Genomic DNA, 25,457 nt, shown 5'->3' with positions numbered 1-25,457 from the left:
AAGTCCTCACTACGAACCTCATAGGACTGAAGTCCTCACTACGAACCTCATAGGACTGAAGTCCTCACTACGAACCTCATAGGACTGAAGTCCTCACTACGAACCTGATTAACCGAAACGGCCTTGAATGTAATCCCTCGTACTCGAATTACTGGCCTCTGTGAAAATCCGGCTTGTCGGCCCAAATTCCACCAAGCGGCCGATGCGACTTTCATCAGTATTAAAGAAAGCCGTATAATCAGAAACCCGAGCCGCCTGCTGCATATTGTGCGTTACAATCACCACAGTTAACTGTTCCCGCAGAGTTTGAAACAACTCCTCAATCTTCATAGTAGAAATCGGGTCAAGAGCAGAACAAGGCTCATCCATCAGTAAAATTTTCGGTTTAACAGCCAAAGCGCGAGCAATACAAAGTCGCTGTTGCTGTCCGCCCGAAATTCCCTGAGCCGACTTCTTCAAATTATCTTTCACCTCATCCCAAAGCGCCGCACTTTTCAGCGCAGATTCCACAATTTCGTCTAACTCTGCTTTGCTTTTGCGACCAAAAATGCGCACGCCGTAAGCAATATTATCATAAATGCTCAGCGGAAAAGGATTCGGCCTTTGAAACACCATGCCAATTTGGCGCCGCAAACTATTAATATTGACCTTCGGACTGTAAATATCCTGTCCAAAAAACTCAACCCTGCCTTTGATTTGAACTTTTCCCTCCAATTCGCCAATCCGGTTGAGAGCTTTCAGAAACGTTGATTTGCCGCAACCAGAAGGGCCGATAATCGCCGTCACTTGTGGGTGAGGGATATTCATCGACAAATTTTCCAGAACTTTGTGAGTTCCGTAATAGAAACTCAAGTCCTGAACTCGCAATGCTGGCATGGCATTGGGGTCAATTTCAGGAGTCGCATCTTCTAGGAATTGCTCACTATATTTTTGAGATTTTACGTTGCTTTTAGGTTTCATTATTTGCAGTTTTTCTAGTGTTGGCGGTAGATTTATAGATGCAGAATATTACCTGATGACCTGATTTAGTTAGGCTTTATAGCTATGCACTCCTTTCGTAAATCACGGATATTTTGATACATAAACCGCAGATTTAAGGCAGATAAACACAGATGAACGCAGATAATTTCAAGATAGGAAAGAGAATGAATGCAATCTTGTCTAACCTCAATCCGTTAAATCCGTTAAATCCGTTAAATCCCGTACATTGTTCGTTGGCCGAACTTCGCCAGCAATTTACCGATTTTGCAAGCGTTTGCGAGTGACGGCGCGGGAGGCTAAGCTCGTAACCAAAACCATGCCCAAAAGCACAGAAGCTGCAGTCCACGCCAATTCATTCTGCTCCTTGTAAGGAGAACTAGCGTAACTGTATATTAATACTGACATAGAAGGAGTCGGAGTTAGCAATGTCTCGGGAATTTCTTGAATTTTCGAGATGGTTTCTGCGCCGACGGGAGACTGAACTATCTCGCCCAATTTCTCAACTAAAGGAGGCCAAAATTGGCTGGACAAGGCAGTTACAATTAGGGGTGCAGTTTCGCCGGCGGCGCGGGAAGCTGCTAGTAAAATGCCTGTGGTAATAGTTGGGAGCGCTGAGGGAATAACAATCCGAAACATTGTTTGAAAGCGTCCGCCTCCCAAACCAGCAGAAGCGAGGCGGTAAGAAGCAGGCACTAATTTTAATGCTTGTTCTGTTGTCAGCGCTACAACCGGCAGCATGATAATCCCCAGCGCGAAACCGCCGGCTAATCCTGAGAATGACTTAGTTGTCACAACAATTAAAGCGTAAGCAAACACGCCGACAACAATTGACGGAACGCTACTCAAAATGACGGTGATAAAGCGGATAGTATTTGCTATAGCTTTATTGTCTCTGCCAAACTCTGACAAAAATATTCCCGTCATCACGCCGATTGGCACGCTAAATAATGTGGCAATTCCTACCATTAAAGCTGTACCGAGAATTGCATTGGCAAAGCCGTTGGGCTGGTCTTCGACTCCGACGGGTGCGGGCAGAGACACTAGCACTTCCCAGCTTAAATGTGTCAGTCCTTCGCCCAAAATTTTGTACAAAATAGCGAACAAAGGCAGCAGAGCCAGACCTGTAAGGGAGAATGCAATAACTGTCATTCCCCGGCTGAAAAAATTTCGGCTCAGCGACAGGGGATTGTTGATTTCTGCATCGAGAATGCTGTTTGATTTTTGTGCTTTAGTCATGGTTAATTCTTAGCTCCTTTAACGCTGATTAGCTGCACCAGCAATACTGCGACTGCGTTCACCAATAGGGTAATCACAAATAGAATTAGGGCTAAATACATTAAAGAGCCGATGTGCAATTCTTCTTGAGCTTCCCGAAATTGACTTGCTAAAACAGCGGGGATTGAGTAGCCGGGAGCTAATATAGATTGGTTGATTTGAATCGAGTTGCCGATTACCATTGTGACTGCCATTGTTTCGCCTAATGCGCGTCCCAATGCCAAGATAGTAGCTCCGATAATTCCCGAACTTGCTGCTGGTAATAACAGCTTAAATATGGTTTCCCAGCGGGTAGCACCCAGTGACATTGAAGCACTTCGCAAATCTACGGGAACCGACAGCAAGACATCGCGGCTGATGGCGGCGACTGTCGGCAAAATCATAATCGATAAAAGTATGCCGGCGGGCAGCATTCCCGGCCCAAAAGGTTCGCTGCTGAATAGGGGAAACCAACTAAAATTGTTGAACAGCGACTGCTGTAAAGGCAGCAGAAAGGGAATTAACACGAAGATGCCCCACAGGCCAACGATGACGCTGGGAATGGCTGATATTAATTCAACCATGAATCCCAAGGGCGATCGCACCCAAGTCGGCAAAAAGTTCTCGCTGGTAACGATCGCGACTGAAAGTCCTAAAGGAATTGCTATAATAATGGCGATCGCAGAACTAACTACTGTACCGTAGATAAACGGCAAAGCTCCAAACTGCAATTCTCCGATATCCCATTTGGGATTCCACAAAAACTCCAGTCCAAACTTGCTAATCGCCGGCCAAGCATCCTTAAAAATTATCTCGCTCATCCAAAACAGCGTGCCCGCAGTCGCTATAGCAAAAGCCCATACCAATACGGTAAATCCCGACTCCAGCCACAAACCTTCACCCTTCGTATCAGTCAAGTCTACGTGGGTGGTGATTCCAGCAGCCTTTCGATTCAACTTTTTCGGTTTCTTTGAAGAATTGGTCATACCAAGTTATGGCGTAAAAAACGAAATCTTTGATTGAAAAACTAGCTTGTAAGGTGCGCGTTGGCACACCTTAACCTGAAACTAGCTAGTAGAGTGCGCGATACGCACTCCTGCCCCTGAAATGATCTTGTCGGTTGCGCACCGCGCACTCCTGCCCCTACAATGTATGAGTTTTGAGTCAAATGTACGATATCGTGTCCGATCGATTGACCGCAATCAGATTCGTTCGTAGTGCGGACTTAAGTCCGCTCTGAGGCTGCGGACTTAAGTCCGCACTACAAACCGTTTTTGTTATGCTAATCTACGGGACATGATATGACTCAAAACTTCCTAAAAATATCTGAATTAACCTTTAGCAACTACACTCTGATTCACTGTTTCAATCACCTTTTGAGCTGTAGCTTGCGGAATTGAGGTAAACTCTAATCCTTTGTTGAGACCTTGGCCTGTCGTCATCACCCAATTAACCATCTTTTTAACAGCATCTGCTTTGGCAGCAGGATACTGTTTGTAGATTAACAGCCAAGTCAAGCCAACAATCGGATATCCATCATTAGGATTTCCTTCAACCAAGCGGAAATCTGCCGGGTATGTTTCCCCTGCTAAAGCTTTTTCCGCTTCTGCTAAGTTAGCATCTACAAATCTGCCAGCTTTATTTTGAATAAACGCTGTTTGCAGATTGTTTTGTCGAGCAAAAGTATCTTGAACGTAGCCAATTGCACCCGGTGTTTGTTTAACCAAACCAGCTACACCTGGGTTTCCTTGACCGCTGAGAGGGCTACCGGGCCAACTCGGTTGAGCGGCACCTTTGATGCTGCTACCAATAGCCTGTAAGTGATTAGCAAAAATAAAGGTTGTACCGCTGCTGTCTGCGCGAACAACTACGCGAATTGCAGTATTTGGCAAATTTTTAGCTTGTCCGGCAATACCTGCGATTTTCGCATCATTCCAGCGAGTAATTTTGCCTTCAAAGATGCCTTTCATGGCATCGGCACTCAGTTTGACATTGTTAACTCCGGGCAAGTTGTAGACAACTGCAACCGCGCCGCCAGCAGTCGGAACTGCAATTACGCCGCGCTGTACCTGAGCGATTTGTGCAGAAGTCATCAGGGCATCGCTACCTGCGAAATCCACAGTACCTGCAATTAATGCTTTGATACCAGCGCCGGAGCCTGTGCCTTCGTAGTTTACAGTAATTTGATTTGCGCTTCTCATTTGGGAGAAGTAGCGATCGTACAAAGGTTTAGGGAAAGTTGCTCCCGAACCGTTGAGTGTTACCGCAGCTACAGCGGAAGTAATTAAACTCAACGAAAATGTTGCTACTGCTAGGGTAACTATAAAGCCACGCCGCCAGCCTTTAGTGAAGAAAACCATAACTCCTCGTCCTTAATATTAGATAGCCGGCTTTACAAATCTATGACCTAGGATAGACGCAAACTCCCAAGGAATGATCGATTAAACGATAAGCTTGTTTTAAATTTTGGTTAAATTTTGGTTAAATTTTTGACAGTTCGCAGTTGTGCGAGTTATTAGAGTCATTTTCTGGGAATTTAATCATAATTATTAGCGATAAATCCGAAATTTATTTCTGCGATATATATATAGCTGCCGGGAGATTGAGCGGTTAACGCTATCACATTTGCTACAGATGCTTAAAGCGTGGCAGGATAGTCATACCATTTGAGATTTGATAATTGGAAATGACTGATGACTATCATGATTTGGATCGCGGGTCTATAGTTGCATTCTTTTTTTCAAATGGTATCAGTTTCTGACTGCACATCTTTTTGAGCGATCGCCACTTGATGCTCGCTGCCATTTAATGTCAGTTTAAAAACCGAAGCTCGCGACTGCAAAAATTTTATCAAACTGGAATTAGCCAAAAAATGTTTTACAATTAAATCGGCATGACACTCATATGTTTTGAGAAATTTCTTCTTAAGTTTTGCCACAGAAATAGCATCCTCTTCCGACTCTACTATCGCCGCCTCAATCATTTCTAAAAGTATTTTTTCTAAAGCATCCAGCGAATCAATAGCAATTGAATTAGCTGGCAAAGTTTCGGGCATTTTTTGATGTTCAAGATTTTGAGCGATGGGAATAGTTGCAGGTTCTTCTGCCGCATTAATTTCGTTTGGGGGTGACGGAAACACTGCTATATCCGTAGAATTAATCGAATTAAATTCTATAGCGCGGCGCTCTTTAAAAAGTTGAGTTACACTAGAAAACCAAGCTATCCGCTCGTCGATAGATTGGTGTTCGGCCTTCAGCAACTCGGCAATTTTATTTGCCAGTTCTGCAAAAGTAGGGAGTTCCACTTCCTCTTTGCAAGAATAGTGCTTGCTCTCCCCAGTCAGATGATTTTCTACAGACAACACAGCATTTTGACTGCGTACCCGAAAGACAGTCAATCCCTGATTTTGCAGTTGATTGCAGAGGTGATTTAACAAACTGTCCGAAGAACCAACAAAAACTTGTTGGACAGCAGGATAGCGGTATAAAATAGCAGCACCAAAGGCAATCATTTTACCGTCAGCGCTGTTAGAACCGCCCGGAGCGTGAATTAGTTCGTAACCGCGATCGTACAGTTCGGTATCCAGCTTGCTCGTGCTGGGATTTTTCCAGTTAGCAAAAGCAATCTTAACTTGCAGGGGATAGCTGCACAAACTGGCTAAAAACTTTTCTGTATTAATGTCTAGTTTCAAGTTTTCTGCATCTAGCAACAAAATCGCAATTCCCCGATCGCACTTTACGGCTGTTTCTGGGGCGATCGCACTTTCGGCGCAGCTACTGTTTGACGGCGCCAAAGGCTCAAACAATTGTTGGCGGCGAGCTTGGGACGAATAAAACTGCCTGCGGCAGGAACAAGCACTTTTGCGAAATCGATCTGGCGAGCGTCGGGGATTTTTCATTAACTGACGATCGTAGCCTAACTTATGGTGGCCTATCGGCTCATAATAACATAAAGACCCTTAATAATTCTTAAAGAAAATGGCTAGAGACTTGCGGGGATTCCTGAAACTACTCGAAGACAGGGGACAACTGCGCCGGATCAGCGCTTTAGTCGATTCCGACTTAGAAATTGCCGAAATTTCTAACCAAATGCTGGTAAAAGGCGGGCCCGGATTGCTGTTTGAAAACGTCAAAGGGGCAGAATTCCCCGTCGCCATCAACCTGTTGGGTACGGAAGAACGGGTTTGCTGGGCGATGAACATGGAAAAGCCGATCGAACTGGAAGAACTCGGCAAAAAATTAGGTATGCTACAACAGCCCAAGCCGCCGAAAAAGATTTCCCAAGCCATAGAATTCGGCAAAGTCCTGTTCGACGTAGTGAAAGCCAAACCAGGCCGCGACTTCTTCCCAGCTTGTCAGCAAGTGGTATTTGAGGGAGAAGGCGTCGATTTGAACAAAATCCCGATGATTCGCCCCTATCCCGGAGATGCGGGCAAAATTATCACCCTCGGTTTGGTAATTACTAAGGATTGTGAAACCGGTACGCCGAATGTGGGGGTTTATCGGTTGCAGTTGCAGTCAAAAAACACGATGACTGTACACTGGTTATCTGTCCGTGGCGGCGCGCGGCACTTGCGGAAAGCGGCGCAGGCTGGTAAAAAGTTAGAAGTTGCGATCGCCCTGGGAGTTGACCCCCTGATCATTCTCGCCGCCGCGACACCGATTCCGGTTGACTTGTCAGAATGGTTATTTGCCGGACTTTACGGCGGTTCCGGCGTGCAGTTGGCCAAGTGCAAAACAATAGATTTAGAAGTACCGGCGGACTCGGAAATCGTGTTAGAAGGAACGATTACCCCCGGTGAAGTTTTACCCGACGGGCCGTTTGGCGACCACATGGGTTATTACGGCGGCGTGGAGGATTCGCCGTTAGTTCGCTTCAACTGCATGACGCACCGCAAAGATCCGATTTATTTAACCACATTTAGCGGGCGGCCGCCCAAGGAAGAGGCTATGATGGCGATCGCGCTAAACCGCATTTACACCCCTATTTTGCGGCAGCAAGTATCCGAAATAGTCGATTTCTTCTTACCAATGGAAGCGCTGAGTTACAAAGCAGCAATTATTTCCATTGATAAAGCTTATCCCGGTCAAGCGCGCAGGGCTGCGTTAGCATTTTGGAGTGCATTGCCGCAGTTTACTTACACCAAATTTGTGATTGTGGTGGATAAAAGTATCAACATTCGCGACCCGCGTCAAGTAGTCTGGGCAATTAGTTCTAAAGTTGACCCGGTTCGAGATGTATTTATTTTGCCAAATACGCCCTTTGACAGTTTAGATTTTGCCAGTGAAAAGATTGGTTTGGGCGGCAGAATGGGGATTGATGCTACGACGAAAATGCCACCGGAAACCGAGCACGAATGGGGGGAAGTTTTAGAGTCCGATCCGGATGTGGCGGCGATGGTAGAAAGGCGTTGGGCGGAGTACGGTTTGGCCGATTTAAATTTGGGAGAAGTCGATCCGAATTTGTTTGGGTATGAAATGAGGTAGGGGAATGGCAGTGTCCATTAGCGTCAATTTAAGGTTGAACCTTGGGTATCTCTTGTTTATATCAAAGTCTATATCCCCCCTAGCCCCCCTTAATAAGGGGGGAACAAGAAATATTCTCAAAGTCCCCCTTCGATCGGGGGATTTAGGGGGATCTAGACTGAGGTAAAAGCGAGATTTCTCATGGTTTCAGGCTTAAGTTGACACTAATAGACACGGTGCCGTGTCCTACCTTGCTGTGTTGTCGATACCAAAGAAACCGGGTTTTTTGCAGTTTTGCTGGCTGTAGCGAAGTATTCTCATAAAAACCCGGTTTCTGGGCACTTTCGCGATCGAGATTTGCGCGCTCCGTCAGAGAAACCGGGTTTTTACCGAGTCTTTGTACTGTCACGAAGTCTTATCGAAAAAACCCGGTTTCTGGGTTCCTATGCGTAAGTTATATTATATCCTAAAGTTTGTGCCACAATTGAGGAACGATCGATTAATCCTACTGACGAACAAGCCCAAGCCTGTCTGCGCGTGTGCCAGATGTTGTCTAACTACTACCGGGATATTCAACTATTCCGTTTTAATGCTCAAACCAGAGAAGTATATATTTTCGCAACTGATGAACTGCAAATAATCGTATCTAGCAATGGACTTTGGAGGTTTTTGGATGAAACCGAACTTTGAGAAAATGAGCAGATCCGAATTAAAAGCTTATGTTCTATCGCATCGGGATGATGATGAAGCGATTCGGGTGTTTTTTGGTCGTCGCAATCCCCCGGATTCAGAAGCGACATGGTACGGGCCGATGTGTACTCCTGAAGGTTTACCTATTGAAGAAAATATTCGCATCGCTGAGGAGGAAATGAGGAAAAGAGTTGAAATATCTAACGAAAAACAAAAACAAAGGGAAAAAGCACAGGAGGATGAATTACGCCAAAAATTAGAGGGGGAAATTGAGGCAAAACTTCGATCGCAAATTGAGTTAGAAGTGGAAGCGAAGTTGCGGCAAAAGTTAGAAACAGAAATTGAGGCGAGGCTGCTGCAAAAAATTACCGCCGAAAATCAACAATCCGATCGCCAAACTAGCACTACACTGACGCCAGAAGCAATCGATCGCGCGCGCGAACAATTAAAACACGATCCAGAAGCATTAGCTGCTCTCGATACGATTCAGGAGTGCGGGGGAAATTTGGCAGATGCTGCACGATTAATTGCGATCGCAGCCGGGACAGAAGTTGAATCGGATTTGTTAGAAAAGTTAAGCAGTCGGTGTCGCAGTGTTATCTGTCAGGAGGATCTGAAAGCAGAATTGCCTCTGATGATAAGTGCGATCGCAGAATTTTTACGATCGACTGGCGGTTTGCCTTCAAGACTGGCAACGCCGATCGCACTTTTTGCGATCGAGCAAGGGATTGAGGATTTTTGTGATTTTTAGGAAGGGCGAATTAATGGCGATCTGGAATTACACATTACAACCAAAGCGGTAGGGTGCGTCAGGAAAGGTAATTCTGAATCATCACCGAAAATCTAATTCTGACGCACCATTTATTCGGGGCGTGCGTCAGTTGTGAAATTGTGAGTTTTTATCTAAAATCTCATTCTTCTGACGCACCCTACTTGACTTTATACTTGCAAGGTGTATGTGGAATTTCGCGATCGGCTATGCCACACTTAGACCCTCAAGACGACCGCGCTTCATCTCATTAAAAATTAATGGTTTAACAATACTTCTCATAGTAAAGATAGCATGATGATATAAACAACAATAATAATAATAATCAAGACGAACCAGATAACGGCAACTCTTAATTTGACCGAGTTGAAGGCAACTCTCAACTTGACAAAGATAAGAACGGCAAGGCTCAACTTGGCACCTTTCAAGTCGGCACCTTTGAGCTTGGCACCTTTAAACTTGGCACCTCTCAAGTAGGCACCTCTCAAGTAGGCACCTCTTAAGTTGGCACTTCTCAAGTCGGCACCGCTGAGGTAGACACGGCTCAAGTCAGCATCGCTCAAGTCAGCATCGCTCAGGTTAGCATCGCTCAGGTTGGCATCGCTCAGGTTGGTACCTCTCAAGTTGGCACCGCTCAGGTTGGCACGGATCAGTTTGGCACGGATCAGTTTGGCATTGCTCAGGTCGGCACCGCTCAGGTTGGCAGCGTTCAGGTTGGCACCGCTCAGGTTGGCATCCCTCAGGTCGGCACTGCTCAGGTCGGCACCTCTCAGGTTGGCACCGATTAGGTTGGCACCGTTCAGTTTGGCACCGCTCAGGTCCGCACCGCTCAGGTCGGTACCGCTCAGGTCGGCACGGCTCAGGTCGGCACCGCTCAGTTTGGCACGGCTCAGGTTGGCACGGCTCAGGTCGGCACCGCTCAGGTTGGCACCGTTCAGTTTGGCACCGCTCAGGTTGGCACCGTTCAGGTCGGCACCGCTCAGGTCGGCACCGCTCAGGTCGGCACCGGTTAGGCAAGCATTTCTCAAGTCAGCGTCGCTCAAGTTAGCACAGCTTAAGTCTCGCCATAGAATTTGCTTTGTGACAATTTCTTCTACTAAACGCCATTTTTGTTGGCTGCTTTCGTCATCTTCTGAAGTTTCGCTTAATATTTGAGCATCCTGAACAGGAAACCCATCTAGCTCTGTTAATTCTCTTGAATTAATCTGAATTAAAAGTCGCTCAATATCTTCTTCAGACCCTTCTATGATTAATTTGATGCTCCCTTCTTGAATATCAATGATTTGTATAGTGTCGCCTCCATTTTCTCTTAAAATAGTTGCGAGAATCCGGAGGTTTGAAATCGAATTAATCTCACCCTTTAATATAATTACAGATTTGATTGTTCGACTTTGTTCATCTATAACAGTTACTTGACGGCCAAGCATTTTTACTTTCGCTCCTTCTTCAAGATCAGGGCTGGGGTTAACCGACCTTTCTATTTGCTCATAATTTATGCTATCTTCTGTTATTCCTGCGATCTGTTGCCACTTTAATTTTAGTGAATCACATATTTTTTTGAATGAATCAAGCTGAATAGGAACTTGATTGAAAAAATTAGTAACTGTACTACGCGATAACCGTTGAGATTCGGCAAAGTTGCTCTTTGAGTCAAATCCTAGCCTAATTAAAGCTCTTTCTGCTGTGTCTACACCTTTTTCAGTTGCTGCAATGGTAAGTTTTTTCTTTTTTCTGCATGGGCTAGAGTCTGGCATCGATCACCTCAATTTCATAAACACAATTCTTAACTCAGTCATATCTCAAGCATAAGGCAATCATAGTAAAGTCAAAAGAGATAAACAAGACAATCATTGCCTAGTCAAGGTTTCATGGATTTGGCTTCACAATAAAAATATGAAATCTACAGGTTCTCCGAAATCATGAATAACAAGCTAATCGCCAACCCTCACTCCGCACTAGAAATGATTATTGTCAAAGAGCGATTACGCCAATCGCGTTATAGCTTTAACGCTGCTTTAGCAGCAACCGTACTCTCTACCTGCATTAGCCTTGTCGGTGCGGCACTCCTATTATCAGGCAAAGTTCCTGAAGGCGCTGTCACCACATCTAGCGGCATGGCTGTAAGTGTTGGTTGCTTGAAACTTGCCAAGGATGCAAACGATCGCCTTGACAGAATAACAAAAGAATTAATAGATGACACCAGGGAAATAGCCGAGATGCGATCGAACAACGAACCGCGAAGACGCAAAGGGCGCTAAGGAAGAGAAAGAAAGTGCGATCCTATTTTTCCAAAACCTCAACCAAGTCTTCCACCATCACATCGAAGACAGCAGCAAGTTTCTGCAAAGCCGTGTAGTCCACAGTTGCCAGTTTAGGAGCTTGCGCGTATTTTTTGACCGTGCTGTAGGGAATGCCCGTTCTTTCGGAAACTTCTTTCAGCGTCCAACCCTTCTCCTGGGCCATTTCTCGAACTCGTAAGCGAATTTGCCCCATTATGCTTGACACAAGCTATGCTCATAGCTTTTAATGATATACAGATAGCGATCGCCCCGTGACCTGAGAAATCTAGAGCGATCGCCTTTCCTTTACCACCCACAAAAGTGGGCAGAACACATCTATGATACCAAAAGAATCGACCTATCGCGATCGACTTGTGCCTTGGCATCTAATTCGCCACCACCCCAACTGTCAGCGGTTAACAGTCGCCCGTTTCAGCCGCCGCCGCGATGCGGAATCTTACCTAAATGCCCTGGGCCGTTTAATGCCCGCCGTCCCGCATACAATTGTGTTCGTGAATGCGCTGTCGCTCAATGAAACCAGCGTGCCAATTCCGATGCAATTGTCGTCGATAGAACGTTAACTGTCAAAAAGTGCGATCGCGCTTCCCAACATAGCAATTACTCTAATTTGCCGGAAGTGCGATCGCACTTTTTGTCCCAAAAAGTCTTGTTAAACTGTAAATAGATTTGAGTCAAGGAGTGCGAGCGATGCCATCTCCATTTCCTGGTATTGACCCCTATTTAGAACATCCCGAATTCTGGCCTGGAATACATCACTTGTTAATCAACCAAATTGCCAGATTTTTATCTCCCCAACTGCGTCCTCAATATGTAGTTGATGTCAAAGTAAGAAATTATGAAACTGCTGATGACGATACTCTGCTAATTAGCATTCCAGACTCAACAACATCAAACCCAGAAGTTACAAGACTGCCAACCCAGCCAATAAAAGTAACTATTCCCGTACCTTTCCCAAGACGGGAAGGATATTTAGAAATTAGCTCCACAGCAACCAAAGAATTGATAACAGTGATTGAAATCATATCACCTACCAACAAACGCGACTGTAAAGGGCGTAAAATCTACGCAGACAAACGAGAGGAAATTTTAGGAAGCCGGACTAATTTAGTAGAAATTGATTTATTGCAGCGCGGGCCAAAAATGCCGATTATTGAAAAAAATATTGACAGTCACTATCGGATTTTGGTTGGTCGGGGAAATTGCCGCCCTTTCGCAGACTTATACGCTTTTAACCTACAAAACCCGATACCAGCTTTTCCTTTGCCGCTGCGATCGGGCGATACTGAACCTGTAATCAACTTGCAGGAATTATTCAGTGAAATTTACGACGTAGCAAGTTACGATCTCAAGATAGATTATCGCAACTGGGAAGTCATACCACCGCTGTCAGAGGCCGATACAATTTGGGCAGATGCTTGGTTGCGCGATCGGGGATTGCGGTAAACACCTGTTCGTAGTGAGGACTGAAGTCCTCTTTTTAGGTATGAATTAAGATAGGACTAAAGTCCTTACTACAAACCCGATCGAACAGCTAAACATCCTGACTCTGCATCAACCGCTGCTTCAAACGCGCCGGATCTCCCCGATCGACAACTTGACCTTTTTCCAACAAAAAAGCCCCATCGCAATAATTCAACTCATCCAAACGATGAGTCACCCACAAAGCCGTAATCCCGCGATTTTTCACCAACCGCTGCACCGCCGCCACCAAATCCAACTGAGAATCAGGATCTAACAAAGCCGTCGGTTCATCCAACAGCAAAATTTCGCAATGACGGGCGATCGCCCCAGCCAGAGCAATCCGCTGCTTCTGGCCCCCACTCAAAGCATAAATCGGCCGCCGCTGCAAATCCAGCAAATTGACAGCCTCCAAAGCCTCAGCCACTCTTTCCCGCACCTGAAGATTAGAAAGCTTTTCCTCAACCAAACCAAAAGCCACATCCGCACCCACCGTCGGCATCACCAACTGGTGATCCGGGTTTTGAAACACAAAACCCACGCGCCCGCCCAAGTCAATTTCGCCCGATTGGGGGTGCAGCAGCCCAGCCATCAGCCTCAGCAACGTAGATTTGCCACTACCGTTAGTGCCCAAAAGCATCCAAAACTCACCCTTGGGTACATCCAGAGAGCAACCTTGCAAAACTCGATCGCCCGACGGCCAGCAAAAACCCAAATCCCGCACAGCAACCGCTGACTGGCCCATATCGGCACCCGCACCCCCAGCCCTCATTCTGCTAATGTCATCGAAACAAAACCGGGCGCCCTACCTGTAGAAGCCGCCCCTGATTTCTGAGAAATCACCACCCCAGAAATCTCGCTGCTGACGACAGCCACCTTTTTCTCAGGATTTTTCTCACAAGTGAGTTCCAAAACATGGGGTTGCGAGTTGCCCATCGCCTCTACAACCTGCTGGTAAACAGCCTCAGCGTCCTCGGCCAACTTCCGCTGCACCGAAAGCGAGACGGGCGTGTTCTTCACAATGATGTCAATGCTGAACATATAGTCTTAAAAACCTAAGTTTGGAGCTCTACCCTCAGTATATATATAGGATAGAACTTACGCACCAACACTCAAAAAACCTAAGTTTTTACCGTTTCAGCTCGCTGCCACAAAGTATTTCTGTAAAAAAAAACCGCTTTTGTTCCCGCAGTACCAAGATTTCTCGCCCGCATTTCCCCCTCTCCGCCCAGATTCCGGGTTGATCCGAGAACTTACACGACTTCCGCCACCAGTCAAGATCCGGAACTTCTTGAAGAAATGCTTGCCATTGTAAAGAATTACCCCTATAATCTTAAATACGGTAAAGAAAAGTAAACTCTATTCATAATCCAACTCGTTTTCTGTTAAGCAGATCAACCTTTGGGCAATAATGACTAGAGACAAATCCGTTGTAATTATATCCATTTGGAGATTTGCGTAAATGACAATCGCAGTCGGACGCGCCCAGACCGAAAGAGGCATCTTTGATGTCCTCGACGACTGGCTCAAACGCGATCGCTTCGTCTTCGTAGGCTGGTCTGGCATCCTGCTATTCCCCTGCGCCTATATGGCCATCGGTGGCTGGTTAACAGGCACCACCTTCGTTACCTCCTGGTACACCCACGGTTTGGCAAGTTCCTACCTCGAAGGAGCCAACTTCCTCACCGTAGCAGTATCCACCCCAGCCAACAGCCTCGGACACTCCCTGCTGTTCCTGTGGGGCCCCGAAGCTCAGTGGGACTTCACCCGCTGGTTCCAACTCGGTGGTTTGTGGGCATTTGTCGCCCTTCACGGCGCCTTCGCACTGATCGGCTTCTGCCTGCGTCAGATCGAAATCGCTCGTTTAGTCGGCATCCGCCCCTACAACGCCCTCGCATTCACAGGCCCGATCGCCGTGTTTGTGTCCGTGTTCCTGCTGTACCCCTTGGGTCAATCAGGCTGGTTCTTCGCCCCCAGTTTCGGCGTCGCAGCAATTTTCCGCTTCCTGCTATTCCTGCAAGGCTTCCACAACTGGACGCTCAACCCCTTCCACATGATGGGCGTTGCAGGCATCTTGGGCGGCGCTCTGTTGTGCGCTATCCACGGTGCCACCGTGGAAAACACCCTGTTTGAAGATGGCGAAGGTGCTAACACTTTCCCAGCTTTTAACCCAACTCAGTCAGAAGAAACCTATTCCATGGTGACAGCTAACCGTTTTTGGAGCCAAATCTTCGGAATTGCCTTCTCCAACAAACGTTGGTTGCACTTCTTCATGCTGTTCGTGCCCGTCACAGGCTTGTGGATGAGCTCCATTGGTATCGTCGGTTTAGCATTAAACCTGCGCGCCTATGACTTCGTATCACAAGAATTGCGCGCTGCTGAAGATCCTGAGTTTGAAACGTTCTACACTAAGAACATTCTGCTTAACGAAGGCATTCGTGCTTGGATGGCTCCGACCGACCAACCCCACGAAAACTTCATCTTCCCTGAAGAAGTTCTGCCTCGCGGTAACGCTCTCTAATCAGTGCGAAGTATCAAAAATTGCAACATTTTGAAAGGGTAAGATAAATCAGTTTAGGCTTTACCCTCAGTGTTTAAAAAGCTCCTGCCGATCGGCGGGAGCTTTTTTGATTTCAGTAATGCGATCGCACATTTCCCTCTTTATACCCGCCCCACAGAGAAAGCAATCCGTTCAAAAGCTCGATCGCCCCCTCGCTGTAGAGATCGATACAATATTTGGTGCACATCTTGCAAAAATATTAAATTGCATCCCCACTTCTAATTCCTTGTGTTATTCTAATAATTGTGACTGCTGGAATGATACTCAGAACGCAGGTTCTTTCGGTTCCGCTGGCAAGGGCTAGCGCACAAATCCTCACACCAAATCTTGTATTTGGGTGAGGTGCGTTCACATAAGCCATTTAGCTAATCCTGGAGGTGATGCCCATGATAGAAAGTAGTAAATGCATGGGTCATCAGATTGGAAACTACCGGCTGTGCGCCGGGGCCGCTCACTAGCAGTCAGCCGTCGTTTCCAACTGGAAACGAATTCCATCGGGAACCAGGCTCAGCTAGGGATTCTCCCGGCAGTCAGGTTCTAATCTGAAGACCCGCTAGACCGCTCTCACCTCATATAGTGTTAAATCTTAAGTATTAAAACTTGAGCCTCAACACTATTGGTGAGAGCGGATAGTTTTTGGTCACATTTTTACAGGTGGGCTGTTAATCTGCCAAAGATCTCATCCCAAAATAAAAAAAAATTATGGCCGATCTACTTAACGATACTGAAATTCAAGAGCGCGCCAGTCAATTATCGGGCTGGACGGTGGAAGGTCAGCAACTGCGGTGTACCCGTTCATTTAAAGATTTTATCGGCGCGATCGCCTTTGTGAATAAGTTGGTCGCCCCCTCAGAAGCCGCAGGACATCACCCCGACATAGAAATCTCCTATAACAAAGTAACAGTTAACTTGACAACTCACGATGCCGGAGGCTTAACTGATAAAGACTTTGCGTTAGCCCAAGAGATTTCTGCGCTAAAGTAGAAGAGTTCCCATCTTCCGAGCTACCAGTGCATCTAGCGAGATTCCCAAGAGCAGAAAGCCTGCCATAGAAAATATCGACTCTGGGTTAAAATCGGGTGTGAGAAAGTCTAGATGCAACAAGTCCAATGTATTAAAGGCTATTCGCCATCCTCCGACCATGATCGTATTTGAAAGGCCAGAGTTCTTGAACGAATCTGCTCAAAGAACAGAACTGATAGAAAAGCTTTTGGATATTGGCGCGGCGCTCTCTAGCGCCCCCGATTTGGGCGGCTTGTTAAACTTAATTTTATCCAAAAGCCGGGAAATCACCTACAGCGATGCGGGCAGCGTTTATTTGGTAGATCACAGCGACGAGAAATCTAAGTTGCTGTTCAAGGTAGCCCAAAACGGTTCTAAACCCAGACTGTCGTTTAAGGAGTTTGCCCTGCCGCTGACAGACAAAAGCTTGGCGGGATACGTGGCAATTACAGGTCAAAGTTTGAACCTGTCTGATGCCTATGACTTGCCCCCCGACGTACCCTACCAGTTAGATACCAGTTTTGACAGGGATATTAATTACCGCACTTGCTCGGTAATGGTGCTGCCGATGCAAAACCGACAGGGCGAGACAATAGGCGTACTGCAACTGATCAACCGCAAAAAAAAGGCAGATGAGGTGCTGACGGCAGAGAATGCCTGGGAATCGACGCAGCAGTATTCGGAGTGGGAAGAAAGGATAGTTCGATCGCTCGCTTCTCAAGCAGCAATCTCGATCGAGCGCAATCAACTCCAAGAAAGCATCGAACACTTGTTCGAGGGCTTCGTCAAAGCCAGCGTGCAAGTCATAGAAGCCAGAGACCCCTGTACGTTCGGCCATTCAGAACGAGTCGCAGCCCTGACAGTACGCCTTTCAGAAGAAGTAAACGCCGTCAGCAGCGGATGGCTGCGCTCTATTTACTTTAACAACCGCCAAATTCAAGAAATTCGCTACGCCGCTCTGCTGCACGATTTTGGCAAAATCGGAGTACCAGAAGCAGTTTTGACCAAGCAGAAAAAGCTCTACCCCTCACAGCTAGAAATCATTCGCCACCGTTTCGCCCTAGCTCAGCGAACCCTGGAAATGGAATGCGTCCAGTCTAAATATAAATACTTGCTAGAGCATTCAGCTTACCGAAAACACCCGGACTCTGGGCCAGAGTGCGCTAAATGCCAGGAAATAGAACAGCTAGACACGGCGCTAGCAGACGCAAAAACCAGATTGGCAGAATATTGGGAAGTCCTGCTAGAGGCCAACGAACCTCACATTTTGGCAGAAGAACCCCTAGCTCAACTACGAGAACTTTCTCGGCAAACTTACAGAGATATAGACGGGGCAATTAAACCGCTGCTGAGTCCAGACGAAATCGTGCAATTGATGGTGTCGAGGGGCAACTTGACGCGGGAAGAACGATCGGCAATCGAATCTCACGTCACTCACACTTACGAATTTCTGAGCCAAATTCCGTGGACAAAGGATCTAAAAAATGTTCCCCAAATAGCCTACGGACACCATGAAAAACTCGACGGCACAGGCTATCCACGAGGTCTAACACACTCAGAAATCCCCATTCAAGCGCAATTGATGACGATCGCCGATATTTATGACGCCCTGACTGCAGGCGATCGCCCCTACAAACGAGCTCTGCGCACAGATGCAGCGATGAAAATTTTGCGGCAAGAAGCAGCTCACCACAAAATCAACGCCGATTTGTTAGAATTATTCGCTCACCGCCGAGTCTTTAGCGTCCTCGGACACAGCTTGGATGTGACGACGTCGAATTAGCCTAGACGATTCGGGCGTGCTGTGCTAAAAAGTAAATAGGCTACCCCTGCGCCCTGCAAGTGTCAGCAGTCAAATCAATCCACAGCCAAAGTATTGTCAGGTTTTGAGGCGGTTGAGTAGAGGGTAAGAAACAGGCTGTGGGCGGCCGCCAATTACATCTATACACTCAGTCAGCCCATAAGAATCAAAAGAAAAATTGAATTTTAGGTCTCTTTTTGCAGTATGCTAGTTGAGCAACTACTGACCACATAGAAGACTCGAAAAGTTTCTCTGTAATCGGTGTGAGGATGAGAGTGAATATGTCGAAATTTTTGTGGAGTTACCTACTAATCAGCCCAGCAGTCTTAGGAGCTACCCTAGTAGTTTCTTCGAGCGCGATGGCAGCAGACGCTCAGCAAGCTGCTGATGCGCGCTCGCCTCAAGCTGGCAAAACTGAAACGGCCCAAACCTCCGAAGCGAAAGTCAATGCTTTAGCTGCTGTGGACGAAACTACCGCAGCCTCCGAGCCAGTGGAAGCAATTTCCCAAGCCTCCGGCCGGGAAACCCAGCCTGCGATTGCAGATGCGGGCCAGGCTGCAACGGGCAGCGCGATCGCCTCCGCCACCACAGACCCCGCAGCAACAAATCTTGAAGCTGCATCACAACCTGTAACTGAATCTTTAGCAGCAGTTGAGCCAACAGTCGCTCAACCAGTAGAAAATTCAGCGGCAGCCAAACTAGAAAATCCAGCCCCGGCAGCTACCGCTATCGAGGAGCAAATCAGTGCAGCTCAATTAGAAACTACTGCCCCGGCAGTGGCAGAGCAGGCACAACAAAGTTTGCCTTCTCCGGCTGAATCTTTGGCCCAAACTGCTGCACCACAAGCTCAAAACCCAGCCGCCACATTAGAACAGCTCAACCAGTACAGCAGCGAAGGTGCTGCCGGCGGCGAAACTCAGGGTCAAGTTACCTCAGTATCTCAACTTTCCGACGTGCGGCCCACAGACTGGGCATTCCAAGCACTGCAATCCCTAGTCGAGCGCTACGGCTGTATTGCCGGGTATCCGGACGGCACATTCCGCGGCAACCGGGCAATGACCCGCTACGAATTCGCCGCCGGTTTAAACGCTTGCTTAGACAAAGTTAACGAACTAATTAAAGCAGGTACAACCAACTTAGCGACCAAAGACGACTTGGCAGCCCTCCAACGGCTCCAAGAAGAATTTGCAGCAGAACTGGCAACCCTGCGCGGCCGCGTCGATGCTCTGGAAGCTCGGACATCCGAACTCGAAGCCAACCAATTCTCAACTACTACCAAACTGACTGGGGAAGCAATTTTCGCCCTCAGCGATGACTTTGGTGGGAATGATGGCTTGTTTGGCAGAAACAACAGAAGAGTCGGTAGCGGTAACAATGAAGCCGTCTTCCAACAGCGGGTACGTCTGAATTTAAATACCAGCTTCACCGGCAGAGACTTGCTGTTGACCAGGCTGGATGTGGGCAACGGTCAAAACTTTAACCTCGGGGCGACAAGCGAAGGTACTCAAACCTGGAATGTCGTCAACCGCACCGACAACGTTTTCCACCTGGGCAGCTTGCTTTACAAGTTCCCCGCTAGCAATCGGTTGAACGTTACCATTGAAGCCGCTAACGGTATTTGGAACGATTTCATCCCCACCGTCAACCCTTACTTTGAAGACTTTGACGGCGGTAATGGCTCGCTCAGCGCCTTCGGTCAAAGCAACCCAATTTATCGCCTAGGTGGCGGCGCTGGTATCGGCTTCGATTACGCCTTCGGCGGCAGGGGCTTGCTGGGCGGCGTGTTCGGCCCGACTTCTCTGTCCTTCGGCTATTTGGCGTCAAATGCAGCCAGTCCCGCCAAGGGCGGAGGCTTGTTCAACGGCGACTACGCAGCGATGGGCCAGTTGACTTTTACCCCCGGACGCAACTTGCAAGTTGCTCTCAACTACAACCACGGTTACTTTAGCAGAGGTAACTTCGGGTTTGACAACGGTTTGGGGAACGGCCCAGGCAATCTCGGCGGTTTCACCGGCACCGGCGTGGCTAATTCCCTCAACGGTTTGAGCGAAGGCTTTGACGGCCCCAACGGCTTCCGCGCTCGCAAAGTTGTCAGCAACTCCTACGGCGCTCAGGCTTCGTTCCGACTCAGCCCAAGATTTATCATTGGGGGCTGGGCTGGTTTAACCAATGCTCGTATTCTCGGCATCGGCGATGCGAGAATTTGGAACTACGCTGCCACATTGGCTTTGCCCGATTTAGGGAAAGAAGGCAACTTGCTGGGCTTTGTCGTAGGTCGCGAGCCTTATTTGGATAAACTTGATGCTCCGAGCGGTTTGCGGAGATTCAGCAACGATACTTCGTGGCATTTTGAAGGCTTCTACAAGTTCAAGCTCTCGGATAACATTGCTGTGACTCCGGGCGTCATTTGGATTACTAACCCGAATCAAGACCGCAATAATGACGACATCATTATTGGTACTCTGAGAACTACTTTCACGTTCTAAGAGCGGCTTATAGAGCAAGCGGGGCGGGTTATACCGTCTCTGCTGGCAACTTTAGCTAAATTTAGCCCTGCTTCCGGCAGGGCTTTTTTGTGCGGTGGACGAATTCAGCTCCTAGATGGGGGGGGTGACAACCCGCCTGAAACCCTGATGAGTCCTGTTGTTAATAAATGTTACAAATACGCTAGTTTATAAATTAGCAGTAATTTTGTGTGAGAAATTAATTGAGAGAGAAAAGCTTGTCGATCGGAGGAGAGAATTTCTTTCGGACAGTCAATTGTAGAGACAACGTTATCGCGCCGGCGTAACCAATTCTACGAGACTCACAAGTAAATTCTTACTAAACCATACATTCTATGACAGAAACTAATTTCACTTTGGATCTAAAATATCCCCCTATCTGTATTCATAACTTATTTGAAATGCAAGCCAATAAAAATCCGTCAAAAATTGCTGTAACTTTTGAAAACCAGCACCTAACCTATCAACAATTAAATGAGCGTTCTAACCAGTTGGCACACTATCTAAAGAGTTTAGGTGTGGGTGCGGAAGTTATGGTAGGAATCTGTCTAGAAAGAACAATCAATACTGTTATTGGACTTTTAGGTATTTTAAAAGCTGGTGGCTGTTATATACCATTAGACCCAGCCTATCCTCAAGAACGTCTCGCCTATATGGTAGAAAATTCCCAACTACCAATATTATTAAGTCAGGAAACTTTATTAGGAATTTGTCATAATTTTATTGCCGACAAACAATCAAATCTAGAAAATAAAAAAACTATCATCGTTAGTATTGATGGTGACGGGGAAAAAATCGCTCAATGCAGTCAAGAAAATCCTGACAGCACATTAAACTCAAGAAATTTGGCATATACAATTTATACTTCCGGCTCTACAGGTAAACCCAAAGGAGTGCAAATTGAGCATCAATCCGTTGTCAATTTTTTAATTTCTATGATTCAAGAGCCTGGAATAACGGCAACCGATAGACTTTTAGCAGTAACAACTATATCGTTTGATATTGCAGCTTTAGAAATCTACTTACCCTTGAGTGTAGGAGCAAGTGTAATTGTAGTTAGTCAAGAAAATTATACAGACGGAACGAAGTTAAGTGAACAAATAGAGGAAACAAAAGCCACAATCATCCAAGCAACTCCGGCTACTTGGAAAATGCTTCTAACATCTGGATGGAAAGGCAATAAACAATTAAAAATTCTCTGCGGTGGTGAAGCACTTACCCAAAAACTAGCATCTCAATTACTGGAAAAAGTAGGTAGTCTGTGGAATATGTATGGACCAACGGAAACAACGATTTGGTCAACGATTTATCAAGTAACATCAGCTACTGAAAAAATACCTATTGGTAAACCCATTGCTAATACTCAAATTTACATTTTAGATCGGCGTTTACGCCGTTTAACAGACCCACTTACTCCTGTACCTTTTGGTGAAATAGGGGAATTAAATATTGGTGGCGATGGTTTAGCTAGAGGTTATCTCAATCAGCCTGAATTAACACAACAAAAATTTGCTCCCGACTCTTTAAGTAATCAACCTGGAGCGCGTCTTTACAAAACAGGAGATTTAGTTCGTTATCTTCCTGATGGAAATATCGAATATATAGGACGTATAGATAACCAAGTAAAAATTAGGGGATTTCGCATCGAGGTGGGAGAAATTGAAACCCTACTTCATCAACATTTTTTAGTAAAAGAAGCTGTAGTCAATGCGCGGGAAGAAAATAATGGTGAAAAACGCCTCGTAGCATATATTATTCCGAATCAAGAAACTGAAAATACGAATATTCCCGATACTGAAACTGACGCTCATCGTTCCCAAACCGAACAATGGCAAAAAATCTGGAATGATGCTTACAGTCAATCTGATGCTGAAGAAGATCCTACTTTTAATATTAGTGGTTGGAATAATAGTTATACCGGTTTACCCGTACCACCAGCAGAAGTGCGAGAATGGGTTGAGCATACAGTTAAGCGGATTCTTTCATTAAAACCCAACCGTGTTTTAGAAATTGGTTGTGGTACAGGAATGTTACTATTTCGCATAGCTCCTCACTGCACTCACTATTGTGGAACTGATATTACAGAAGCCTCAGTGCGTTATATTGAAGAACAATTAAATAATCAAGGACAAGACTGGTCAAAAGTAAGCCTTTATCAAACATCAGCAGACGAATTAGAAATAGGAAAAAATCAAGCGTTTGATGCTGTAGTTATTAACTCAGTGATTCAATATTTTCCTAGTATTAATTATTTGGTTAAAGTATTGGAAAATTTAGTGCCTAGGGTAGACTCAGGGGGATTTATTTTTGTTGGTGATGTACGTTCTCTCCCCTTATTGGAAAGTTTCCATACTTCTGTACAATTATATCAAGCTCCGGCATCCTTACCAACTAAACAACTAAAACAACGTATTCAAAAACGATTAAATCAAGAACAAGGATTAGTAATAGATCCTAATTTCTTTCTAGCATTAAAACAACATTTACCCCAAATTACTGATGTTGAAATTCGGCTCAAACGAGGACGCTATCATAATGAATTAGTACGTTTTCGTTATGATGTAATTTTGCGTGTGGGAACTCCCAAAACAAATATAGAACATCCTTGGTTAGATTGGCAACAAGGGAGTTTTACTTTAGGCAAATTACGTCAAATTTTAGCAGAAATCAATCCTCAAATTTTAGGAATCCGTAACATTCCTAATGCCAGAATTTTTGCTGATGTAACAGCTCAAGAAATATTAGCTCAGAAAGATTGTCCTGATACTGTGGCACAATTGAAAGAATTAGTTGAAAAAGCTAGTCAAAATGTAGTAGAACCTGAAGATATTTGGGATTTGAGTGAAAAATTTTCCTATATCGTTCATATTAACTGGTCGCCAGATAAAGCCAATGGTTGTTATGATGTAATCTTCAAGCATCAAGAAGCAATCTTTACAGATACACCGGACAACGATCGCACAATATCATCCCCTCTCTTCTTAAAACCTTGGTTGGTTTATGCTAATAATCCTGTAGCGGAAAACTCCACACCACAGCTAGTTCCACAATTACGCAACTTTCTGAAGCAAAAACTGGCTGACTATATGATTCCTTCTAATTTTGTCATAATGGAGAGTTTCCCTTTAACTCCTAATGGTAAGATAGATCGCCGTTCCCTTCCAGCACCTACTCATAACCGACCAGTTTTAGAGTCACCTTTTGTCCCTCCTCGAAATGCGGTTGAGGAAGAATTAGCTGAAATTTGGTCAGAAGTATTAGAAATTGAATCAGTGGGTATTTATGATAATTTCTTTGAATTGGGAGGACATTCACTATTAACAGCTCAAATTTTTCACAAAATTCATGAGATTTTTCAGTTGGATTTATCCCTGCTTTCCTTCTTTGAGAATCCGACAATTAGTGGATTAGCTGAAACCATTGACAATTTACGTCATGGCAATCAACAGATAGGCCAAATCGTAGATTTATCAGCAGAAGTTGTTTTAGATGAGATGATTAAGCCATCAGTAAATTTAATCCAAGCCTCTATCACTCCTACTAATATTTTATTAACAGGAGCAACTGGTTTTTTAGGTGCGTTTTTGCTGGAAGAACTTTTAGAGCAGACTCAAGCTAATATTTATTGTTTAGTTCGTGCTGTTAATCTTCAGGAAGGCAAGCAAAAAATTGCCCAAAATTGGCAAAAATATTTGATAGAAAATGATAATTTCACAGAGCGTGTAATTCCGGTTGTCGGAAATTTATCTCAGCCTCTTTTGGGATTATCTGAATCGGAATTTAATAATTTAGCAAAAGTAATCGATGTAATTTATCATAATGGAGCATTTGTTAATCTTTTTTATCCCTATTCTGCTCTAAAGTCTGCTAATGTTTTGGGGACTCAAGAAATATTGAGATTAGCTAGTCAAACCAAATTAAAACCTGTCCATTATATTTCTACTCTTGCTATTTTTGAATCTGATGCTTATGCGGGCATGAAAGAGATCAAAGAAAATGACCCTTTAGAAAAAAATGAAGGTCTTAATGATGGTTATGCACAGAGTAAATGGGTGGCAGAAAAGTTAGTAAAAATTGCTTCTGAGCGTGGTATTCCTGTTACTATTTATCGTCCAGGACAGATTTCAGGACATAGTAAAACAGGTGCAAGCAATACTAATGATTTGATGTGTCGTTTATTTAAGGCTTTTGTTTTACTAGGAAATGCTCCTGAGATGGATTGGATAATCGATCTCGCACCTGTGGATTATGTGAGTAGTGCGATTATTAATTTATCCAAACAAAAAGAATCTATTGGCAAGACTTTTCACTTAGTAAATGCTCAATCTTTATCCTTGAGTAATTTAATTGCAGAAATTCAAGTTTTGGGTTATCCTATTCAACAAATTCCCTATCTTGATTGGCAAAAAGAATTTCAAGAAGTAGCAAATCATTCTGTTGATAATTCTCTGAGTCCTTTATTACCACTGGTGACTGAAAAGATACCTGGAAAAGAGGTGACATATTTAGAAACTTCTTCGATGACATCTCAATCTTTTGATTGTGCAAATACCATTAAAGGATTAGAGAAAACTTCTTTGATTTGTCCACCTGTGGATCATCAATTGATTGCTACATACTTTGATTATTTTAATCGGAGTGTTTTCATTGTTAAACAATAAGTTTTCTGGTTA

21 protein-coding genes are annotated in these 25,457 nt (G+C 45.3%); 11 read left to right on the top strand and 10 right to left on the bottom strand.

Going from position 1 to position 25,457, the window contains the following annotated elements:
* Nucleotides 1–108: 108 nt before the first annotated feature.
* From pstB to QUB64_RS20640, 5 genes are all read right to left on the bottom strand, one after another.
* Nucleotides 109–960 carry a phosphate ABC transporter ATP-binding protein PstB gene (pstB, locus tag QUB64_RS20660; RefSeq protein WP_333274164.1) on the bottom strand — a complete coding sequence of 284 codons (852 nt, stop codon included), beginning with the start codon at nt 958–960 and terminating at the stop codon, nt 109–111.
* Nucleotides 961–1,236: 276 nt separating this feature from the next.
* Nucleotides 1,237–2,217, bottom strand: a complete 981-nt coding sequence (gene pstA, locus QUB64_RS20655) for a phosphate ABC transporter permease PstA (RefSeq protein ID WP_333274167.1) — start codon at nt 2,215–2,217, stop codon at nt 1,237–1,239.
* 2 nt (nt 2,218–2,219) lie between these two features.
* The gene (pstC, locus tag QUB64_RS20650; RefSeq protein WP_333274171.1) at nt 2,220–3,221 is read right to left on the bottom strand and encodes a phosphate ABC transporter permease subunit PstC; all 1,002 of its coding nucleotides are present in this window, start codon (nt 3,219–3,221) and stop codon (nt 2,220–2,222) included.
* A gap of 345 nt (nt 3,222–3,566) precedes the next feature.
* Nucleotides 3,567–4,595: a phosphate ABC transporter substrate-binding protein PstS gene (gene pstS, locus QUB64_RS20645; protein ID WP_333274173.1), complete on the bottom strand. Its 1,029-nt coding sequence runs from the start codon at nt 4,593–4,595 to the stop codon at nt 3,567–3,569.
* A 380-nt stretch (nt 4,596–4,975) separates the two neighbouring features.
* Nucleotides 4,976–6,133, bottom strand: a complete 1,158-nt coding sequence (locus tag QUB64_RS20640) for an NYN domain-containing protein (protein WP_333274176.1) — start codon at nt 6,131–6,133, stop codon at nt 4,976–4,978.
* 79 nt (nt 6,134–6,212) lie between these two features.
* Here QUB64_RS20640 and QUB64_RS20635 point away from each other — a divergent pair, with 79 nt between their 5' ends.
* Nucleotides 6,213–7,721: a UbiD family decarboxylase gene (locus QUB64_RS20635; RefSeq protein ID WP_333274179.1), complete on the top strand. Its 1,509-nt coding sequence runs from the start codon at nt 6,213–6,215 to the stop codon at nt 7,719–7,721.
* Nucleotides 7,722–7,899: 178 nt separating this feature from the next.
* Here the strand turns inward: QUB64_RS20635 and QUB64_RS20630 are convergent, their stop codons facing one another.
* The gene (locus tag QUB64_RS20630; RefSeq protein WP_333274182.1) at nt 7,900–8,109 is read right to left on the bottom strand and encodes a hypothetical protein; all 210 of its coding nucleotides are present in this window, start codon (nt 8,107–8,109) and stop codon (nt 7,900–7,902) included.
* A gap of 47 nt (nt 8,110–8,156) precedes the next feature.
* Between QUB64_RS20630 and QUB64_RS33015 the strand changes: the two genes are divergently transcribed.
* Nucleotides 8,157–8,390, top strand: a complete 234-nt coding sequence (locus QUB64_RS33015; protein ID WP_442921686.1) for a DUF6888 family protein — start codon at nt 8,157–8,159, stop codon at nt 8,388–8,390.
* 4 nt (nt 8,391–8,394) lie between these two features.
* Nucleotides 8,395–9,141 (top strand): DUF6887 family protein, encoded by a 747-nt coding sequence (locus QUB64_RS20625; RefSeq protein WP_333274185.1) that lies wholly within the window; start codon nt 8,395–8,397, stop codon nt 9,139–9,141.
* A 296-nt stretch (nt 9,142–9,437) separates the two neighbouring features.
* On the opposite strand, the gene QUB64_RS20620 is transcribed toward QUB64_RS20625, so the two are convergent.
* Complete coding sequence (locus QUB64_RS20620) at nt 9,438–10,913, bottom strand: pentapeptide repeat-containing protein (RefSeq protein WP_333274187.1); 1,476 nt, start codon at nt 10,911–10,913, stop codon at nt 9,438–9,440.
* A 165-nt stretch (nt 10,914–11,078) separates the two neighbouring features.
* Between QUB64_RS20620 and QUB64_RS20615 the strand changes: the two genes are divergently transcribed.
* On the top strand, nt 11,079–11,417 hold the full coding sequence (locus QUB64_RS20615) for a TRADD-N-associated membrane domain-containing protein (RefSeq protein WP_333274190.1): 339 nt from the start codon (nt 11,079–11,081) through the stop codon (nt 11,415–11,417).
* Between the two features lie 22 nt (nt 11,418–11,439).
* Here the strand turns inward: QUB64_RS20615 and QUB64_RS20610 are convergent, their stop codons facing one another.
* A complete protein-coding gene (locus QUB64_RS20610) occupies nt 11,440–11,652 on the bottom strand; it encodes a helix-turn-helix domain-containing protein (protein ID WP_293130951.1) in 213 nt (70 codons plus the stop codon).
* A 124-nt stretch (nt 11,653–11,776) separates the two neighbouring features.
* Here QUB64_RS20610 and QUB64_RS20605 point away from each other — a divergent pair, with 124 nt between their 5' ends.
* Both QUB64_RS20605 and QUB64_RS20600 read left to right on the top strand, forming a co-directional pair.
* Nucleotides 11,777–12,019: a hypothetical protein gene (locus tag QUB64_RS20605; protein WP_333274195.1), complete on the top strand. Its 243-nt coding sequence runs from the start codon at nt 11,777–11,779 to the stop codon at nt 12,017–12,019.
* Between the two features lie 127 nt (nt 12,020–12,146).
* On the top strand, nt 12,147–12,902 hold the full coding sequence (locus tag QUB64_RS20600) for a DUF4058 family protein (RefSeq protein ID WP_333274198.1): 756 nt from the start codon (nt 12,147–12,149) through the stop codon (nt 12,900–12,902).
* A gap of 88 nt (nt 12,903–12,990) precedes the next feature.
* Here the strand turns inward: QUB64_RS20600 and QUB64_RS20595 are convergent, their stop codons facing one another.
* Nucleotides 12,991–13,689 carry an energy-coupling factor ABC transporter ATP-binding protein gene (locus QUB64_RS20595; protein WP_333274200.1) on the bottom strand — a complete coding sequence of 233 codons (699 nt, stop codon included), beginning with the start codon at nt 13,687–13,689 and terminating at the stop codon, nt 12,991–12,993.
* Nucleotides 13,686–13,958, bottom strand: coding sequence for a hypothetical protein (locus QUB64_RS20590; RefSeq protein ID WP_333274204.1), 273 nt, complete (start codon nt 13,956–13,958; stop codon nt 13,686–13,688). Before QUB64_RS20590 ends, QUB64_RS20595 begins: the two co-directional genes overlap by 4 nt.
* 421 nt (nt 13,959–14,379) lie before the next feature.
* On the opposite strand from QUB64_RS20590, the gene psbD reads away from it, so the two are divergent.
* The 5 genes from psbD to QUB64_RS20565 all read left to right on the top strand — a co-directional run bounded on the left by psbD (nt 14,380) and on the right by QUB64_RS20565 (nt 25,445).
* Complete coding sequence (psbD, locus tag QUB64_RS20585; RefSeq protein ID WP_333274206.1) at nt 14,380–15,438, top strand: photosystem II D2 protein (photosystem q(a) protein); 1,059 nt, start codon at nt 14,380–14,382, stop codon at nt 15,436–15,438.
* Between the two features lie 741 nt (nt 15,439–16,179).
* The gene (locus tag QUB64_RS20580; RefSeq protein WP_333274209.1) at nt 16,180–16,461 is read left to right on the top strand and encodes a 4a-hydroxytetrahydrobiopterin dehydratase; all 282 of its coding nucleotides are present in this window, start codon (nt 16,180–16,182) and stop codon (nt 16,459–16,461) included.
* A 157-nt stretch (nt 16,462–16,618) separates the two neighbouring features.
* Nucleotides 16,619–18,262: an HD domain-containing phosphohydrolase gene (locus QUB64_RS20575; protein WP_333274212.1), complete on the top strand. Its 1,644-nt coding sequence runs from the start codon at nt 16,619–16,621 to the stop codon at nt 18,260–18,262.
* Nucleotides 18,263–18,561: 299 nt separating this feature from the next.
* The gene (locus QUB64_RS20570; RefSeq protein WP_333274215.1) at nt 18,562–20,766 is read left to right on the top strand and encodes an iron uptake porin; all 2,205 of its coding nucleotides are present in this window, start codon (nt 18,562–18,564) and stop codon (nt 20,764–20,766) included.
* A gap of 353 nt (nt 20,767–21,119) precedes the next feature.
* Entirely contained in the window at nt 21,120–25,445 is a 4,326-nt protein-coding gene (locus QUB64_RS20565; protein WP_333274217.1) for an amino acid adenylation domain-containing protein, read from the top strand.
* The last annotated feature ends 12 nt before the right edge of the window (nt 25,446–25,457 follow it).

Source organism: Microcoleus sp. Aus8_D2 (assembly GCF_036702665.1).
Classification (GTDB): Bacteria; Cyanobacteriota; Cyanobacteriia; order Cyanobacteriales; family Microcoleaceae; genus Microcoleus.
Note: the sequence above shows the minus strand (reverse complement) of the source record. Positions and strands in the feature narration are given on the sequence as shown.

Excerpts from the sequence above, each read along its gene's own strand:
- pstB (WP_333274164.1), bottom strand. The coding sequence starts at position 960 with ATGAAACCTAAAAGCAACGTAAAATCTCAAAAATATAGTGAGCAATTC.
- pstA (WP_333274167.1), bottom strand. The coding sequence starts at position 2,217 with ATGACTAAAGCACAAAAATCAAACAGCATTCTCGATGCAGAAATCAAC.
- pstC (WP_333274171.1), bottom strand. The coding sequence starts at position 3,221 with ATGACCAATTCTTCAAAGAAACCGAAAAAGTTGAATCGAAAGGCTGCT.
- pstS (WP_333274173.1), bottom strand. The coding sequence starts at position 4,595 with ATGGTTTTCTTCACTAAAGGCTGGCGGCGTGGCTTTATAGTTACCCTA.
- QUB64_RS20640 (WP_333274176.1), bottom strand. The coding sequence starts at position 6,133 with ATGAAAAATCCCCGACGCTCGCCAGATCGATTTCGCAAAAGTGCTTGT.
- QUB64_RS20635 (WP_333274179.1), top strand. The coding sequence starts at position 6,213 with ATGGCTAGAGACTTGCGGGGATTCCTGAAACTACTCGAAGACAGGGGA.
- QUB64_RS20625 (WP_333274185.1), top strand. The coding sequence starts at position 8,395 with ATGAGCAGATCCGAATTAAAAGCTTATGTTCTATCGCATCGGGATGAT.
- QUB64_RS20620 (WP_333274187.1), bottom strand. The coding sequence starts at position 10,913 with ATGCCAGACTCTAGCCCATGCAGAAAAAAGAAAAAACTTACCATTGCA.
- QUB64_RS20615 (WP_333274190.1), top strand. The coding sequence starts at position 11,079 with ATGAATAACAAGCTAATCGCCAACCCTCACTCCGCACTAGAAATGATT.
- QUB64_RS20610 (WP_293130951.1), bottom strand. The coding sequence starts at position 11,652 with ATGGGGCAAATTCGCTTACGAGTTCGAGAAATGGCCCAGGAGAAGGGT.
- QUB64_RS20605 (WP_333274195.1), top strand. The coding sequence starts at position 11,777 with ATGATACCAAAAGAATCGACCTATCGCGATCGACTTGTGCCTTGGCAT.
- QUB64_RS20600 (WP_333274198.1), top strand. The coding sequence starts at position 12,147 with ATGCCATCTCCATTTCCTGGTATTGACCCCTATTTAGAACATCCCGAA.
- QUB64_RS20595 (WP_333274200.1), bottom strand. The coding sequence starts at position 13,689 with ATGAGGGCTGGGGGTGCGGGTGCCGATATGGGCCAGTCAGCGGTTGCT.
- QUB64_RS20590 (WP_333274204.1), bottom strand. The coding sequence starts at position 13,958 with ATGTTCAGCATTGACATCATTGTGAAGAACACGCCCGTCTCGCTTTCG.
- psbD (WP_333274206.1), top strand. The coding sequence starts at position 14,380 with ATGACAATCGCAGTCGGACGCGCCCAGACCGAAAGAGGCATCTTTGAT.
- QUB64_RS20580 (WP_333274209.1), top strand. The coding sequence starts at position 16,180 with ATGGCCGATCTACTTAACGATACTGAAATTCAAGAGCGCGCCAGTCAA.
- QUB64_RS20575 (WP_333274212.1), top strand. The coding sequence starts at position 16,619 with ATGATCGTATTTGAAAGGCCAGAGTTCTTGAACGAATCTGCTCAAAGA.
- QUB64_RS20570 (WP_333274215.1), top strand. The coding sequence starts at position 18,562 with ATGTCGAAATTTTTGTGGAGTTACCTACTAATCAGCCCAGCAGTCTTA.
- QUB64_RS20565 (WP_333274217.1), top strand. The coding sequence starts at position 21,120 with ATGACAGAAACTAATTTCACTTTGGATCTAAAATATCCCCCTATCTGT.